The following is a 16,921-nucleotide window of genomic DNA, read 5'->3' as shown; positions in this document are numbered from 1 at the left end:
ACCATAACTAATACTATGCTTAATTTTTCTTTAGAATGATTTAAAAAAAGTTCTAGTAAGTTGTAACCATAGTAATAATAGTGTCGTCTTAATACAAAATGACCACCAACAACGATCAAATACTCATCAATCAAATTATTGAAGGCGATACTAATGCCTTTTCAGTACTGGTGGATCGTTATAAAGATTTAGTATTTACCCTAGCATTGCGAATGTTGAAAAATAGGGAAGAAGCTGAAGAGGTAGCGCAAGACACCTTTATTAAAACGTATAATTCATTAGTTAAGTTTAAAGGCGATTCTAAATTTTCGACATGGATTTACAGAGTAGCGTATAATACCTGTTTAGACCGAATTAAAAAGAATAGAAAGTATTTAAATGATGTTGAAATTAATGAGTTTACAGAACATGAAGTTAAAACTATAGATAATGCTTTGGATAAGATAGAAGCCAAAGAACGTGAGGAAGCCATACAACGTTGTATATCATCCTTACCAAGTGAAGATAGTTTTTTATTGACCTTATATTATTTCGATGACTTATCTTTAGATGAAATTTCTAAGGTTGTTGGTATCACGGCAAATTCGATAAAAGTGAAATTGTTTAGATGCCGAAAAAAGTTAGCGAGTATATTAAAGTCGCAATTAGAACCAGAAATAATTGAACATTATGAACGAGAACGCAGATAAACATTTAGACGATCTAACGAGAAAGGTGATTGGTAAATCAGCAATGGAGCGTCCGTCGTTGGATTTTACCCAAACGATTATGTCTCAAATAAAGGCATTGAAGACTTCTAAAATAACAACGTATGTGCCGTTAATTTCTAAGCGTATGTGGTCTATAATGGCTGTTGGTATGGTTGCTATTTTGGTTTATATTGGTCTTAGTACTTCAGGTGAAGAAAGTAGTTGGCTTAATAATTTGGGCTTAGAACGTTTTTCAAATTATGAATTGAGCAATCCTTTAGCTGGAATCGAGTTTTCGCAAACATTAGTGTATGCAGTATTATTATTTGCAATTATGCTTTGTATACAAATCCCAATATTAAAGCGTCATTTTGATAAACGCTTTGAATCTTAATCTTTAAAGTGCCAAAACGGTATACGATCAACAACCCATTGTGTTGTATCTCCTTTTCTAATCCGCATGCGATTGACTTTTAATAAGTGTTTGCCTTCAGAGATGCTATCTAAGTTGAGATAGGTTTCAAAACCGAGTTCGTTTTTGAAATTTTGGGTGAGAACAAATTCCGAAGAAAAACGCGTCGAGTCAATTTTAACTGAATAAATAGTATTAATGCTCTTTAGGTATACTCTTCGCAGACTATCATGCATTGATTGATTAAAAGTGTCATTAAATTCAATACCAGTTCGTAAGCCTCTGAGGTCTTCTTCTGGTTTTAACGTGGGATCGAAATTAAATACGATGTCTTCAATGTTTTCAGAAAATAACATAAATACTCTCAAATAAGGATCTGTTATCGTTTTAGATTGAATAGTTACATCACCTGTAAATTTTTTATTATTTGCCAATTGGTCTTCATAATTTTCAACATTGGCTATGATATCGCTTGAATTTACTTTCGCATTGATATAGTTGGAGTTTTGATAATGAAATGATGTCAAAACTAAAATCAATAAATAAAATGGTACTAAAATAAGACTCAATCGTCTTCCAAATTTGTGGTCTAGAAAATTATAAACTAGTGGGCGATACAAAAAGGAAAGTGTAATAAAACTAAATAGCCAATAGACAGGAAAATAGATTTTAGAGATCCATTTTTTCTTTTTTAAGAAACCAAGGGTCACAAAATCTATAAATGTGATAATCATTCCGATACATAAGAAAACCATTAGGGGAATACCAATACCTTTGGATATCCAACCTGGTAGCCATTCACTATCAAGAATATAGTTTGCATTTAATGCAATAAAAACAATGGTAAAGGTAAGCGCAAGCACATAGAAAATGAGCAGAAACGAAATGGCAAAAATGATACTGCAATAGTTTTCTAGAGTACCAATATATCGATCAAAAGAGCCCACTCTCTTTTTTAGGTATTTTGTGAATTTCTGACTGTAATTTAATTCTTCATAATCAATGTCCCCAGAAACATAGCGCAACCCAAGAGCACCAATCCATAAGCCGCGAAGTAAGACATGTAATAACAAATTAAAAATCAGAATAGCGCAAGAGATTTGAGCGACAAGCGAAATTACAAACTTGTATATCTGTTGCGAGTTTTGAGCCTCATGCATACTTTGAGTAATAGGCTCATAAACTGTAAATAAACCAAAAATGGCGAAACCAGAAATCAGCAACTCTAATTGCCAACTCTCTTCCTGAAGTTTTTGAAGTAAATTCTTAAAAGCAGGATTATTGTAATCTTTACTCATTTGGTTGGGTTTTGTGATTAAAGATAATCACTTTTATCAAAAAAATTAAGAATTTTGAAACCCTAACGTATTTCTATCGTTTTTAATACTGAACACTAACCAAAACTAAATGTCTAAAACGCATTCCATTTTAATCAATCGCTGTAAAAAAGGAGACGAAAAAGCGATGATGCAAATTTACGACATGTACTGCGATGCGATGTATCAAATATCATGTCGGTATTTAAATGAAGAAGATGCTAAAGATGCTATGCAAGAGAGTTTTATTAAAGCGTTTAATAAGCTGAATAGTTTTACTGAAGATTTCACATTTGGTTCTTGGTTAAAACGAATCGTGATTAATCATTGTATAGACGAATTGAAAAAGAAACGCTTAGAGTTTGTAGAATCTGAAATCACCAATTTATCCATTGAAGATAATGAGAACGATTGGAATTTTGATGCAGCAATTACCAAACAACAAGTCTTTGATGCTATCGGGAAATTACCAAGTAAACACCAAATTGTGGTTAAACTTTATCTGATTGAAGGCTATGACCACGAAGAGATTTCGAACATCATAGATATACCGATAAAAACATCAAGAACACATTTAAGGCGAGGTCGAATACAACTTCAAGAACTTTTAAAAACACATTACAATGAAGCAAGATATTAGAGATTTATTTAAAGATGACGAGGCTTCTGGAAAACAATTGCCAGAAAATCACAGACAAGAGTTTTATGATCAACTCAAAGCTTCTAGACCAAGACGAACATCTAAGCTAAACACCAATTATTTATTTAAAGTGGCTGTGATGGTCGTTTTATTTATGGGGTTGGCTCTTATTGTGTTTACAACAACAGATAAGGTGATAGAAGTGATTGTAGAGTCACCAATAGAAACCCAAATTGATGCCTTAGAACAGCAATACTTAGCCAATATAGATGAAGAATGGCAAAACTTTATTAGTGTGGCTAACGATGAAAAACTCGTAAATCGCTACAGAGACAAATTAGACGATTTGGATAACGACTATCAGGAGGTATCTAAGCAATTTAAAGCTGATAACAATAATATTCTTGTCATTGAAACCTTGGTTGACAACCTTAAGACTAGGCTTCAACTATTAAAAGACATCCAAGAACACATCAATTTGTTAAATCAAAAACGAACACTATGAAACGATTAACATTCAAAATTTACGTACTGATGCTCATCACATCAGGATCAATTTTTGCACAGAAAAAACCAGTGTATTCACAGAGTTTTTCAATAGATAAAAATACCACAGCAATTTTTAATCTCGAAAATACAACTGTATCAATAGAGGAGTCAACAGACGGGAAAGTGCATTTTGATTACTCTCTAGAGTTTGATGGGTATTCAAAAAAAGAAATAGAGGAACAGTTGGGTGAAGTTCAAGTTAAGGCCACCAAGTTTGAAAATCATATCACATTAGTATCCAATAGTGTCAGCAAAATATCAGATGTAACTTATGCCTATGATGCTCCCAATGGTTTGGTTTTAGATTTTGATGGTTTTCAAACTTGGAATGATAGTATTGTTAGAAAATCAAGAGATTCTATCATCAAAGAAATACGTTATAATGCCTTCGGAAAAATTAATGCGCCTTTTAAATACTTTGGAGATCGTTTTAAAACCATGAAGGAAAATGGAAAATTAAAGGACATCAAAAGAAGTGATATCAAAATTTTACGAAGTAAGTTTCATATCAAGATTCCACCCTATTTAAAACTCAAAATAAATGGTAAAGATGCACAAATCACAATGCGTGATGATAGTATGAATGAACTGTCAGTTGTTTTAAAACGCGGTTATTTTTATGCTAAACAATTGATAAACGAATACAATAGTTTTAAAATTGAAAATGCAAATTTAAGAGCTGAAGGTATTGTTGGCGGCATTTACAATTTTAATAATATTTCTAAAGGTTTAATTGGTAGCCTACAAAATGTGAAAATCACATCAGAGTTTTCTAAAATACAAATAGGAGAACTCAAAGAAAACGTGTCTATTGCCGATTTTAATAGCGAGTATTTTTTCTACAATTGGGGTATAGATTTCAAACGATTTGATCTCTTTTCAGAATATTCTAAAATTCATCTGTTCTATCCGCAAGACAATGATTACAGCATGAAAGTGATGGGGAATAATACCAAAATCATGTATGGTAAAGACTTAGAAATCAATATGCAACCTACAAGTAAAGGTGTGAAGTATAATATGATAGAAATGAAACAAAAAGGCGAAGGCCACTTTTCTGGAGCCATAAATTTTGATATCATTCATGGTATTATCTACAATTACAACGATACGTTCAAACCTTCTAAAAACTAATAAAAATGAAAAATTTCATTTTATTAGCTGTTGCATTCATTTGCTTCAGCACACTAAACGCGCAAAAAAACGACATCAAACTGCAAACCAAGTATGGGTCAGATAACGAGGAATTACACGATTTGCTGAGATTTCAAGATGTAGAAACGATCAAGCTCACATTTATTGGTGAGGATTTAAAAGGCAAAAATTACAGACTGCTCGTAAAAGAATACACCAATGGAAGTTTAGCCAAAACCGATACCATTATGGATAGTGCCAAGTTTGAATATATACCAGTAATTAGCGATTCGGTTTTCGAATTTAAATACTATGTGAAGACACAATCCAACAATACGATTAAAATGAACTTTATGTTTGATCGTTTTTCAACGCCAAAAGTGTATGATATTAAAGCTTCTGAAGATAAATATGCATTGCATGATTTCTTAAAAACCACAGAACCGATGTCAGTCAAATTAAATACTGAAACATTAATTATGGGCTATTTCTTGCCTTATATTGACAAAGAAAGCGGTTGGAAAAAGTACTGTGACGTTTCAGGAAGTAAGCATAGCCCAGAGGATTGGGGAACAGCTTTTAATATTCCAAACTACTATCTCATTGAGATTTTGTTTGAATGATGTCTTTAAAAGTAAAAGAAAAAAAACACAAGTCTAGAACTTGTGCTTTTTTTTATTACTGCAATAGATTAATTGTGAGTCTTACTTAATTTCTCCCAATTCTTATTTGCACCTGCTACAAGTTTATTATGATTCTTTTCGTTCAACCATAATTGTTGCGCATCTAAATTAAGATCATAAAGGAAAAGAAAGTATTTACCATCTTTTACAATAAACTTATTAGGGTCTGGTCTAAATTTAGCACCTGCATAAGTTCCAAAAGCACAAAACCCACCATATTGAGGCTTATATTTATTTGGATTACGATCGAATGTCCCTTTTTGTTCTGCTGAAGTGAAGTAATACGTTACTTTTTCATGTACAGATTTAAACGCTTTTAATCCTTTTTGAGCAATTCCTAAATCTAAATACGATACAGGACTATATCCTTGTAAGTGGATCGTACTATTATCGACATTATTTGCCATTCTATCTTGAGCGAATGATACTGAACTTAACAGGAATGCAAGTCCTAAAATTGATGTTTTTATTAAATTTTTCATTGTTGTTATTCTTTAATTTTAATACTAATTTTTAAATTGTTTTATTCAGCGTTAAAGTATTCTTCTTGAATTACTTTTCCTTCATCATTCCAAATTCTACGAATGATTTCGTGCCAGTAGACTTTACCTCCACCTTGCATGTCGAAATCAAATGTAAATTCTGAAGCGGATACATTTCCATCCACTAGTGTATGGTGTAAAGTAATACCATTCACTTTTTCAATTGAGCCTGCAAAACCTTCCATTTTAGCTACCATTGCAGCTTTATCTGCTGTTGTTCCACCTTCACCATGATCTGATGTGCTTGCGTCTTCTGCGAAAAATTGTTTTACTGCGTCTACTACTGCTCCAGTTGAAACTACAGCATCCATTTTTTGTACTTGTTCTTTAATATTCATCTTTTTTGTTTTTTAATAAATTAATTACACTGCAAAGATGAAGTGAAAGGGAAGTTGACTTGCTACAAAAAAAGGACTAAGAATTGTACTTTTTTAACTTGAAGGCGGTTGGAGTTTGTCCAGAATAGTGTTTAAAAAACCTAGAAAAATGATTGGACTCTTCAAAGCCCAACCTTCCAGAGATTGTAGTTATAGGTTCACCTTCTAGAAGCATTAACTTGGCAGTATGTATGAGTTCTAACCGAATTAATTGGCCTAAAGAGGTATTCATTTTTGATTGCACTTTTTTAGATAAAGTTTTGATAGAAAGATTCATTTTATCTGCATAAAATGCTAGAGTTCTTTCGTGAGTATGGTACTTACCAAGAAGTTCCATGATGTCTTGTGTGAATAGGTCTCTGTTTTCAAAATCAAAATTTGATCTAAACTCTTTTGGCGTTTGTCCAGTAGAATTTTTAAATACGCGATTAAAGTAAGCATCATCTTTAAAACCTAATTCATAGGAAATCTCTTGTATCGTTTTATCTGTGAATGCAACCTCCTTTAAACGTTCTTGATGTTTTTTTGAACTCATTAAGTTTTTTACAGATAAACCAATCTTGTTTTTTATTAAAGCTTGGGCGTCATATCCACGTTCATTAATTAAACTTACTAAATCAAGGCTTGTTAGCTGGTTTGAATATTCCTCATCTATAATTGCCTTCGTATCAAAAATAACTTGGTATTCTTCTTTGTTTGCTTTAAACGGATTTTGCCAATACCATTGTTTTAATGAGATATCTATTATATCTGAAGAGTTATTCGCTAGGACAGATTCCGATAAAAAAGTTTCACATTCTTCACACTCTAATAAATCGATATAACCAAGTGAAATGAGGTGCTTGAATAATACTCTAACTTCAGGATTATAAAATTTTGTGTCATTAGAAAACTCAATTCTTCTAACAGTGAAACCTTCTGAAAGAAACTTGATGTATTGTCCTTTTTCTAAGAAAATGGCTTTTTCTTGCCAATCGAAGTAATTTTTAAAATCAACTTGAATACTTCCTTTTCCTGAAAGAATGTGAATAAGCGTATGGCTTTCTATAAAGTATACTTTATTAATCTCAGGACTGAATTTTTCTACTTTCAATTTTAAATTATTTTAATACCAACGTTTCTTTTTCTTTTTAGAGCCTTCACCTTTACGTCCTTTTCTATACTTGCTACCTTGTTTTTTGTGTACAATAGGTTGCGCTTTCGGATCTAAAGGATACGGATGATTCTCCTCTACTGGAATCTGAACATTAATCAATTGCTGAATCGTTTTAACGTATGGTTTTTCATCTGCTGAACAAAAGGAATAGGAGTGACCAAATTCACCAGCACGACCAGTTCTACCAATACGATGCACATAAGTTTCAGGCACGTTAGGCAAATCAAAATTGACCACAGCATCCAATTCGTTAATGTCAATACCACGAGCTGCAACATCAGTAGCAATAAGAATATTTACTTTTCCACGTTTGAAATCGGCAAGTGCATTCTGACGTTCATTTTGCGATCGATCGCCATGTAAATGTTCAGCGGTATAGCCATTATTTATAAGTGTTTCATGGAGTTTGTCTACACCAAACTTGGTGCGTCTAAAAATCAGAATATTACCTTTTATCGTATTCCGAAGGACATGTAAGCATAATTCTATTTTATCCTTTTTTGGTACGTAATATAATACCTGACTTACATTTTTTGCTGCGGAAGAAGTCGGCGTTACTTCAATACGCACAGGATCTTTTAATATCGAATTTGCTAATTGTTCTACTTTGAATGGCATTGTTGCCGAAAACAAAAGTGTTTGTTTGGTTTCAGGACACATACGTTCGATCTTTTTAACATCGTCAATAAAGCCCATATCTAACATTAAATCGGCTTCGTCTAAAACGAATGTCTCTATATAATCTAAGTTGAGTAAATCTTGTTTGTGAAGATCTAGTAAACGTCCAGGTGTAGCCACTAAAATATCGATGCCTTTTGCCAAAATATCTTTTTGTGGCTCGATGGATGTACCACCATAAACTACTGCAGATCTTAAATTTGTATGTGTAGCGTAGGTCTCGAAATTTTTAGCAATCTGAATGGCTAGTTCTCGTGTCGGACTCACAACTAAGGCTCTGATTTTCTTTCCCTTTTTTGGTGCCTCTTGCTTGTCATATAACAACTGTAAAATAGGTAAGGCAAAAGCTGCCGTTTTACCTGTTCCTGTTTGTGCTGAGGTAATCACATCCTTGCGCTCTAGCACGACCGGAATTGTTTTTTCCTGAACCAATGTTGGATTATCATATCCAGCTTCAGCGATGGCTCTTAAAATAGGTTTGTTGAGTTTTAAGTCTTTAAACGACATCAATTATGTTTTGATGCAAAGATAGTTTAAAAGAAGAAGTTGTAAATTAAAAAACCACTTTACATGAGCAAAGTGGTTTTTTGGTTAAATTGAAGTACTATTATATAAACATGAGTTGTGTACTATCACCTTCTGCTCTTGCATAGAAATCACCGACGGTTAATACATCATCCAGATCATCAATTAAATCTTCTTTTTCAATATGGAACATATCCATAGCCAGTTTACAAGCCCAAAGTTTTGTGCCAGAAGCAGCAAGAATTTCTAAGAACTCACCAACTGGAGGAATATCGAGCTTTTCCATTTCCGATTTCATCATTTTTGTTGCTAAGGCTTCCATACCTGGTAAACCACCTAGCATCGTTGGAATATGCATACCAGGATTTCCAACAGTGGCTACATGTAAATGTTCTAATTTCTTTTTAGTGATGGCTTCCAAACCAAAAAACGTAAAGAAAATTTCAGATTCGATGCCTTCCATTCGTGCGCCATTTGCCAGTATAAAACAGGCATAAACGTTATCTATTGTTGCCTTAGAAAGTATAAGCATCATTTTTTTGATTGGTTTTTTATCGTCCACTTTTTCAGATACAGGACTTGTCATAGTATTTTCCATTTTTAATAGTATTTATTAATTAATGATGCCCTTAGTTAAATACAACTTACGGGTTTTGGAATACCAGCTATTCTACTAGATATTTTTAAAGGTCCTTTTGGGAACAGTTGATAGAATTCTTTAATACTCACAACGCCACTTTTACCGATTTTTCTAATGCTTAAAGCAACTTGTTCTCTACATTGGTCTTGTAAATAATCGATGACTTCCCAATGTTTGTCGGTCATTACAATATCTTCTTCCTTAGCGATTTCTATACCAACGTTTTTAGTCCATTGATTTAGATCTGTTAAATACCCTTGTGTATTACACGTCACACATAGTTCGCCATATATTTTTTCTACTACCATTGTTTTGAGATTTAGTTTGTTATTATATTGATTCTTCTAATTGTTTTCCAGCAGTATCCATTGTTGCAGATACAAAAGGAATATGTTTACCTTTAATGAGCATGTTCCAATAAATCCATCGGAAGGCTAATTTACCCATATGGTTCATGTGAGTTTCCTTTAATAGACTTAATGGACCTATACCTGCAAACGGAAATGTGCCTTTAACAGGTTCTTGGGTGTAATTAAAATCGATTAATAAGGCTTTGCCATGACCTGTTTCTATAAAGCAATTAGCATGACCGTCATATTCTTTTTTAAGTTCTTTTCCGGCGATATAACGTTTGATGTTTTCAGTTAATATTTCGGCTTCAAAATGCGCAACAGATCCAGCTTTAGAAGCCGGTATATTGGTCGCATCACCAATAGCAAAAATATTGTCTTTTATTGTAGTTTGAAGCGTTGTCTTATCGGTTGGTATAAAATTTAATTCATCTCCAAATCCAGAGCGTTCAATCATGTCATCTCCCATATTAGTAGGAACAGTGACCAATAAATCATACAGTATTTCATCTCCAGCATAATCAACAATCTTTTTTTGCACACCGTCAACATGTTCTATATTGAAGTCAGGAATTACTTTAATATGTTTTTGCTCTAGTAAGTACTCTAGAGCTTCAGTTGCTTTTGGTTTTGTAAATGCACCAGACATTGGTGTTACAAATGTAATGTCAACTTTATCTCTCATGCCTTTATTAATAAAATAGGAGTCAGCTAAAAAAGCAAATTCTAAAGGTGCTACAGGACATTTTATTGGCATTTCAGTAATATGTACAACAAGTTTACCACCTTCCCAATTTCTTAATTTATTTCGTAAGTTTCTCGCACCTTCATATGTGTAAAAATCAAATACAGTTTCGTGCCAATGATCACCTAGCATGCCTTCAGTTTCTTGAGGTGCAATATCTGTTCCTGTTGCTATAATTAAAATATCATACTTTAATGATGTACTGTTTTTAAGTATAACAGTATCATTGTCTTTATCTATGCGTTCAATTTTTTCGTTAATTAGATTAACACCTTTAGGAATGAACTTATCTATTTTCTTTTTAACATCTTTAGTCTTATATAGATCGAAAGGCAGAAACAAAAATCCAGGTTGATAATAATGGGTTTCTTCCTGATCCACTATTGTTAAGTTCCATTCTTTTTTAGGAAGTGTTTTTCGAAGGTGATTTGCCATCATCGTTCCAGAAGTTCCTGCACCTAATATGAGTAGCTCTTTCATTTTATTAGTTTTTATTTGTCGTTAGTTTCAGCTTGTTTGCTTTTAAAGGTGTAATTAAATCCAATCATGAATAAATCGGTAGTCATATCATATGACACATTACTTCCTGGGATTGCTCCATAAGGAGGGAAGCCTGATATAAATGCGGGATTCAATATTTGACCTGAAGTTTTTCCACCACTATCACCATGATGATATACGGCATTTAAATTAAGTCTATCACTAAATTCGTACGTTGCACCTAGTTGAAATGCATTTTTGATGATTGCAGTTGCTGGGATATTGAAAAATGCAACGTCTTCATTTATCGGATTAGAACTATACGTGTATCCAACTCGTAATGGCAGTTTCTCAATTCCTTTGTATTGGATACCTGCAGAAACTATTGACATATTCTCCCATCCAAATCCACTTACGGATGCTGTTGGCGTCCATCCAGTTGTTGAGAACCCATCTGTGTTTTCATAATCAACTAATCTATAATCTAAAGCGATATCAAAATCAGATTTTGAATAGCCTAAACCAATAGAATATATCGCTGGATAATCCATATCAAATTCATTGGTACCCGTTGAATTGTCAGAAAAAGTATTATCGAATTCAAAATCACTAAATGATTGCGTAGTTTTATAAGATAAGCCCGCTTTAAACCCAGTTTTAGAATCATAAAAAACGCCTATTTGACCACCAAAACCTGTTGCCGTAGCTTTATCAGTTGAAGGATAACCAGATCCATTCGGATTAGCAGTTGGATTAGGTATAAGCTCTAGGGTCGCATAATTTAATGTAGGTTCTAGACCTATTGAAAAGTTCTCATTTAACTCATAAGCCCATGTAAAGCCTATTTGTAATAAAATGTAATCGGATTCTATTCTACCAAATCCATTTGGTTGTGGCATATTGATAGGATTGGTCATGTTTTCAGGGAATGTAACTCCAAATCCACTGATTCCAAAAGCAGAAGCTCCAAAGGTATGTTTACTATCTTCTTTACCCCAAACTACTGCTAACGCAGGCATAGGTGAAAGGCCTCTATCGTCCTCAGTGACCCCAGAAAAGAAATTACCTGTAGGTTGTCCCATGTTGTCAAATTCTGGAACTGTAGAATATAAGGTAGGTGATGAAGCGAATAGTCCAATATCAAAACTTAATATGGTGCCATCAAAAGTAGATATTGAAGCGGGATTCCATTGTAAGGCACCTGAAATATCTATAGGTTGTCCTGTTGATGCACCACCCATTGACATATTAACGGATCCGGTTCCTTGCAAAACGTGGCCAGTTTGAGCCATAGCTGAAATGGAAAAAAGTAAATACAAAAGTTTGGAATAAAATGATCTCATGATTATATAGTTTGTTGTAATATTTGAAAAATAACTCATCAAAAATTACAGGGTTAACAACTTATAACTAGGGTAAAATTACTGCTATGTAGCTCGCAATAAAATGATATATATCATGAGTAAGTGTAACCTTTGTTACATATTAAGACGATTTAATTCGTTATAGTCAAAAGAAAACCACCTCGTTTTGAGGTGGTTTTCTTTTGTGGTATCAGTTGCATATTTTACTGACATATTTTTTTAGGAATGCAGCGCTCATTTGATAGTTTTCATCGTTTGAGTTGGTCCTTAATGTTGCTCTAAAGAAATCGAGTTTTCTCTAAAAGGATGTTCGTTGCGAATTATAGCTTTCCCGCAATAAAAGCAGTGGTTGTCCAATCACCATCTGCAACGTGATGAATAACTCTAGAAATGACGTAAGTCGTATTAAATTTATCACTAAAGTTCTCAAGAATTAGTGTGTCGTTTACGTTGGTATTTGCAAAGCCCTGAAACGATACAACGCCTTCAATTTGCATTGGGTCATCGTGATGCAATAACAATTCAAATTCTAAAACATCAACACCATAAGTGAGTTTGAGAACTGGTGTTTTTGACAAGTTTACATCAGCTGGTCTTTTACTATTAATGGCATTAGTACCAGTATTACAAATAACATTAAGTTGTGATGGTTCATTTGCGTTACCTGCAAGTTGTTGTCCATGAATACTGCCTTTAAAAACGGTAGTCATCGTATTGTTGTAACCTAGTTTAATTTCAATATGGTTCTCCAATTCAAAAGTTTTAGAATTGGCAACATGAAATCCCTCGCCGCCGGGTCGTCCATCATATATCGTAATAAACGCTTGATCAGAAGCATCTGCCACTTGTTCTATTTCAAAGCCAACAATATCAATAGTATCAGGTATTCTTGAGCCATTAGAAAGAATGTTAAAAGTTATTAAATCTGTAAGTTCTGTAGAAGGTGATATTGCCATAGTTGAGGAGCGTATGGGTCTGAGTTATTTGTCTAAGTATGATGTCAATTTGTCTCTTTTTCGTTGTGGTAACGCGTCGTTATCTATAATAGATTTGATATGATCTTTATTCTTGTCTTTAGCATATAAAAGCTCAAAAAACTGAAAAATAGAAATACTGTCTTTTGCTTTTTTAACCAACTCAAAAATGTCTCCATTTTTCACAGTGCCTTCTTCGAGAATACGAATATAAGTTCCTGGATAGCCATGGTCTATAAACTGTTTTAAGACGTCTTGAGATCCAAACTTTACTGTAAACTTGTAACACGGTTCTCTTGGTTGCGTGATTTGAACCAGGGCGTTGCCCACATTATAGATATCACCAATATGAAGTTCTTTCTCGTTTAAACCTTCTACAGTTAGGTTCTCGCCAAACATGCCATTGGTCCACTCCAAATTTGGATACAAGTTTTTCCAATTCGGATAATGGTCTGCCGAAAACAAGTAACAGGCTTTAAACTCACCACCATGGACTTTCCTGTCAGAAACTTCATCACCTTTAACTTCTTCTTTTCCAAGGTGAATTGGGGCGTCAATGGGTGTCTTGTAGATGCCCGTTGTTTCTTCTTTACCATTCCACATAAAAGTGGTTGGTTTGGCTATGTTTGTGGATATAATTTTCATATTATTGTTTTACAAAGGAATCAAAATCGGTCATGGCACGGGCTTTTTTAAAATCAGCTTCACCTATGGTATCAAACTCTGTAGAATCATAATCCATCGTGATTTTCCAAGTACCATTTAATTTTTTTATAATCACATGAAATTGTCCATAATAGGTTTGTTCGTTAGGTTTGTCTTTATTTCTGATGAGTTTGAAAATGCCTCGTTCGCTGGCTATATCATCGGAATTGATCCGTTCAAAGAACCGCAGAGAAATGTTGTTCGTATCGTTATTAACCTTAGAGGCCTTGAATCTGTCCTTGTAGCTTGTGATGTACGTCTTATAATTTAGAATAGAACGTCCTCCAGCAATTCGAATGAGTTCTTTCGCATGAATCTCTGCCATAGGTTGATGATCTAGGGTCTCAAAAGCTTGATAGAATTTAGCCCAAACCTGATTGATGTCTTTGAGGTTTTGTAAAGATTGCGACTGACTCAATTGCGTTGATGCGATCAAGAATACGACAAGAAGAACTGTTTTTTTTAACATGATTTTTTGATTGTATTTGGCAGGCTCTAAGTTACAGTTTTTTTCTGTTTCAAAAAAAAACCACTTCAATGGAAGTGGTCTTTTATAGTTTTATATGGAAGGCTCTAGTCTACTTTCTTTCCAGGTACTTCTTGACCACCTTGAAATAAGGTTAGACTTTCAATGACTCCTTCTGCATTTCGTGTGAAATGAATATCTGCAGTGACCACTTTTAAATAGAATTTATCTTTTTCTTCTGCAAATAATTCGACCTCTCCTTGACCGGTTGCTAAGCCATATATTTTATTATCTCTTACACTAATAGTAATATGAAACGTTGGTTGTAATTCATACTTTCCAATATAATCAACTAACACTTCTGGAGCTAAAGTAATCTCTGCACGTGCTGCAGGAGGTGCTTTGTCTATGCCTTTACCAATAATGATTTCGCCATCTACTTTCATTTTGACCATACGATTTCCATCTTCAGTATAAAATTCATAGGCCGTATCTCCGCCATCAAAAATAAAGTTGGTCGCCGTCATTGGGTAAATTTCCAGATTAGTACTTTCTTCACGTTGGCTATATAATTGATTATCTTTTAGAGTGATATGACGAACAACACCAGCATCATAAGCATAAGCGCCAACCCATTTGCTGAGTTGTGCTTCACTTAAAGTGATAGCATCTTCTTTCTTCTGAAGTGGTTTTCCGACAGCCATAGCCGCAACATTTTTGACTACAGCACCAATATTACCACAATCGCAATTGGTGAGTCCAATTACATAAATATTTTCTTCAGGAAGAAAAACCCCATTAGTGGTATATCCAAAAATACCGCCACCATGTTCTACAGTTTGAGAGCCATTGATATCGCCTTTTATCCAACCATAGCCATAGGTAATGTCGTCACCAGAATCTAAGATAGACCCATTGATTGCTTTTTCTAAAGAACTTCTTTTAATGAGTGTATTGGCGCTAATCGCGTTTTGCCATTTCAACATATCCTCGGTTGTCGACATGAGAGATCCAGCGGCATAAGGCAAGGTTAAACTCAAATAATTGGCGTTTCTATAGCCAGAATCTGTTTGAGAATAGCCAGTAGCACGATTAGGAATTAATCGCGTCATGCTTCCATAGTAAGAACTAGTCATGCCCACTTTGTCAAAAATATTGGCTTGGATAAAGTCTTCATAGCTTTTGCCAGAAGTCACTTCGATGATATGACCCAAAAGGATATATCCAGAATTATTGTATTTAAATTGAGTTCCAGGATCAAATTCCATAGGCTCATTCTTGAATTTTCCAATGAGCTCGGTTGGTGTCATATCGGTTCGTGCCAATTCCATAAAACTAGCCATACCTGTATAACTTTGTATCCCAGAGGTATGATTTAATAAATGATGTATGGTTATGGTTTTACCTTGGGTTGGATAATCTGGAATGAATTTCGTGATCTCATCGCTAACGCTTAGTTTGCCTTGTTCTTCTAGCATTAAGATGGCTACAGCTGTGAACTGTTTTGTAATTGAGCCAATTTCATAGACATGATTTGTTTCGGCTTTAACATCTAATTCAAAGTTGGAAATACCAAAGCTATTTTTGTAAATAATTTTACCGTCTTTAGCGACTAATACTGAAGCGCCTGGCGTTTCAGAGGTGTATTGTGAACTGACATAGTCGTTGATTTGATCTTCTAAAGTTTGTGCGAAACTTGTTACTGAAATAAGTAAAGCCATACAAAGGCCTAGTACTTTTGAAATGTGGTGGTTGGTTGTCATGTTTAATTGATTTTTTGATGGATTAAAGTTACGATTTATTGTATGACGAAAGAATAGGGGATTGGTTACAGCTTGGGTTGGGTTTTTTGAAAGGCAGAGATAAGCTATTGATTATACATGTTGTTGCAGTAGTTTTTATATTGTTTCTTTAAAATAGATCTTAATCTTGTTTCCGTCGACTCCATATCCAATTGAATGATAATTCCATCCTTTTTTTTCATAGAAACCCTTTAAATCAGTAGAAAGATATAACGTTTTAAATCCTTTTTTTTGAGATTCATTAAGTCCATGTCTTATTAACTTTTCAGCTAATCCCAGATTTCTATAATTTTCATCTACATAGAGACAAGCAAACCAAGGCATTAAATCTTGTCTGCTGATAATATCATTAGTTAATAACGCATATGAACCTATTATTTTATCTTTGTCCAACATTAAATAAAATTTAGGCAAGGATTTATTATCAGAAATAGAATTTTCAATACAATCTTTATAGAAATTGAAATTTAATTCAATTCCCCATTGTTTCCAGAAATACTCCGTACCTTTTTCTAATAAATTACTTTCTTTAGTTATTAACTCTATCTTCATTTTTAATTACACCTAATGTGTTCGTGTATGGTTAGTTGCGTTGGCAAGCAACTAAATTAGTAAAAGAAAACGAACCAGAAGAAAATCCTTAGGATTTTCCGAGTATGCACAGAACAAGCAATTGATTATAGATGTTGTTAGC

Annotated in this window: 20 protein-coding genes; 6 read left to right on the top strand and 14 right to left on the bottom strand. The window is 33.8% G+C overall.

Going from position 1 to position 16,921, the window contains the following annotated elements:
* Positions 1-98 precede the first annotated feature (98 nt).
* A complete protein-coding gene (locus tag V7719_RS04565; protein ID WP_335728690.1) occupies positions 99-689 on the top strand; it encodes an RNA polymerase sigma factor in 591 nt (196 codons plus the stop codon).
* Positions 670-1,083 carry a hypothetical protein gene (locus V7719_RS04560; protein ID WP_335728689.1) on the top strand — a complete coding sequence of 138 codons (414 nt, stop codon included), beginning with the start codon at positions 670-672 and terminating at the stop codon, positions 1,081-1,083. Before V7719_RS04565 ends, V7719_RS04560 begins: the two co-directional genes overlap by 20 nt.
* Here the strand turns inward: V7719_RS04560 and V7719_RS04555 are convergent.
* Positions 1,080-2,399 carry a hypothetical protein gene (locus V7719_RS04555; protein WP_335728688.1) on the bottom strand — a complete coding sequence of 440 codons (1,320 nt, stop codon included), beginning with the start codon at positions 2,397-2,399 and terminating at the stop codon, positions 1,080-1,082. The two genes, V7719_RS04560 and V7719_RS04555, sit on opposite strands and share 4 nt — an antisense overlap.
* Positions 2,400-2,508: 109 nt before the next feature.
* Here V7719_RS04555 and V7719_RS04550 point away from each other — a divergent pair, with 109 nt between their 5' ends.
* The 4 genes from V7719_RS04550 to V7719_RS04535 are packed head-to-tail and all read left to right on the top strand — an operon-like array spanning position 2,509 to position 5,363.
* Entirely contained in the window at positions 2,509-3,057 is a 549-nt protein-coding gene (locus V7719_RS04550; protein ID WP_335728687.1) for an RNA polymerase sigma factor, read from the top strand.
* Complete coding sequence (locus tag V7719_RS04545; protein ID WP_335728686.1) at positions 3,041-3,562, top strand: hypothetical protein; 522 nt, start codon at positions 3,041-3,043, stop codon at positions 3,560-3,562. The genes V7719_RS04550 and V7719_RS04545 overlap by 17 nt, the downstream gene beginning before the upstream one ends.
* The gene (locus V7719_RS04540; protein ID WP_335728685.1) at positions 3,559-4,740 is read left to right on the top strand and encodes a hypothetical protein; all 1,182 of its coding nucleotides are present in this window, start codon (positions 3,559-3,561) and stop codon (positions 4,738-4,740) included. The genes V7719_RS04545 and V7719_RS04540 overlap by 4 nt, the downstream gene beginning before the upstream one ends.
* Before the next feature lie 5 nt (positions 4,741-4,745).
* Positions 4,746-5,363 (top strand): hypothetical protein, encoded by a 618-nt coding sequence (locus tag V7719_RS04535; RefSeq protein ID WP_335728684.1) that lies wholly within the window; start codon positions 4,746-4,748, stop codon positions 5,361-5,363.
* 68 nt (positions 5,364-5,431) lie between these two features.
* On the opposite strand, the gene V7719_RS04530 is transcribed toward V7719_RS04535, so the two are convergent.
* From V7719_RS04530 to V7719_RS04470, 13 genes are all read right to left on the bottom strand, one after another.
* Positions 5,432-5,905 carry a YHS domain-containing (seleno)protein gene (locus tag V7719_RS04530; protein ID WP_335728683.1) on the bottom strand — a complete coding sequence of 158 codons (474 nt, stop codon included), beginning with the start codon at positions 5,903-5,905 and terminating at the stop codon, positions 5,432-5,434.
* A 41-nt stretch (positions 5,906-5,946) separates the two neighbouring features.
* Positions 5,947-6,303: a nuclear transport factor 2 family protein gene (locus tag V7719_RS04525; RefSeq protein WP_335728682.1), complete on the bottom strand. Its 357-nt coding sequence runs from the start codon at positions 6,301-6,303 to the stop codon at positions 5,947-5,949.
* Between the two features lie 76 nt (positions 6,304-6,379).
* Entirely contained in the window at positions 6,380-7,435 is a 1,056-nt protein-coding gene (locus V7719_RS04520) for a helix-turn-helix domain-containing protein (RefSeq protein WP_335728681.1), read from the bottom strand.
* A 12-nt stretch (positions 7,436-7,447) separates the two neighbouring features.
* Entirely contained in the window at positions 7,448-8,683 is a 1,236-nt protein-coding gene (locus tag V7719_RS04515) for a DEAD/DEAH box helicase (protein ID WP_335728680.1), read from the bottom strand.
* 100 nt (positions 8,684-8,783) lie between these two features.
* A complete protein-coding gene (locus tag V7719_RS04510) occupies positions 8,784-9,299 on the bottom strand; it encodes a DsrE/DsrF/DrsH-like family protein (RefSeq protein ID WP_335728679.1) in 516 nt (171 codons plus the stop codon).
* Positions 9,300-9,334: 35 nt separating this feature from the next.
* Entirely contained in the window at positions 9,335-9,649 is a 315-nt protein-coding gene (locus V7719_RS04505) for a TusE/DsrC/DsvC family sulfur relay protein (protein WP_335728678.1), read from the bottom strand.
* 22 nt (positions 9,650-9,671) lie between these two features.
* Entirely contained in the window at positions 9,672-10,916 is a 1,245-nt protein-coding gene (gene sqr, locus V7719_RS04500; protein ID WP_335728677.1) for a type III sulfide quinone reductase, selenoprotein subtype, read from the bottom strand.
* A gap of 11 nt (positions 10,917-10,927) precedes the next feature.
* Positions 10,928-12,259, bottom strand: a complete 1,332-nt coding sequence (locus V7719_RS04495; protein WP_335728676.1) for an OmpP1/FadL family transporter — start codon at positions 12,257-12,259, stop codon at positions 10,928-10,930.
* A 341-nt stretch (positions 12,260-12,600) separates the two neighbouring features.
* Positions 12,601-13,236 carry a hypothetical protein gene (locus V7719_RS04490; protein ID WP_335728675.1) on the bottom strand — a complete coding sequence of 212 codons (636 nt, stop codon included), beginning with the start codon at positions 13,234-13,236 and terminating at the stop codon, positions 12,601-12,603.
* A 24-nt stretch (positions 13,237-13,260) separates the two neighbouring features.
* Positions 13,261-13,899 (bottom strand): MOSC domain-containing protein, encoded by a 639-nt coding sequence (locus V7719_RS04485; RefSeq protein WP_335728674.1) that lies wholly within the window; start codon positions 13,897-13,899, stop codon positions 13,261-13,263.
* A gap of 1 nt (position 13,900) precedes the next feature.
* Positions 13,901-14,428 carry a DUF4440 domain-containing protein gene (locus tag V7719_RS04480; protein ID WP_335728673.1) on the bottom strand — a complete coding sequence of 176 codons (528 nt, stop codon included), beginning with the start codon at positions 14,426-14,428 and terminating at the stop codon, positions 13,901-13,903.
* Positions 14,429-14,532: 104 nt separating this feature from the next.
* The gene (locus V7719_RS04475; RefSeq protein ID WP_335728672.1) at positions 14,533-16,188 is read right to left on the bottom strand and encodes a serine hydrolase; all 1,656 of its coding nucleotides are present in this window, start codon (positions 16,186-16,188) and stop codon (positions 14,533-14,535) included.
* 135 nt (positions 16,189-16,323) lie between these two features.
* A complete protein-coding gene (locus tag V7719_RS04470; protein ID WP_335728671.1) occupies positions 16,324-16,779 on the bottom strand; it encodes a GNAT family N-acetyltransferase in 456 nt (151 codons plus the stop codon).
* Positions 16,780-16,921 lie beyond the last annotated feature (142 nt).

Source organism: Psychroserpens sp. (assembly GCF_036960315.1).
In the GTDB taxonomy this organism is placed as follows: domain Bacteria; phylum Bacteroidota; class Bacteroidia; order Flavobacteriales; family Flavobacteriaceae; genus Psychroserpens.
This window is presented reverse-complemented; position numbering and strand designations above follow the sequence as displayed.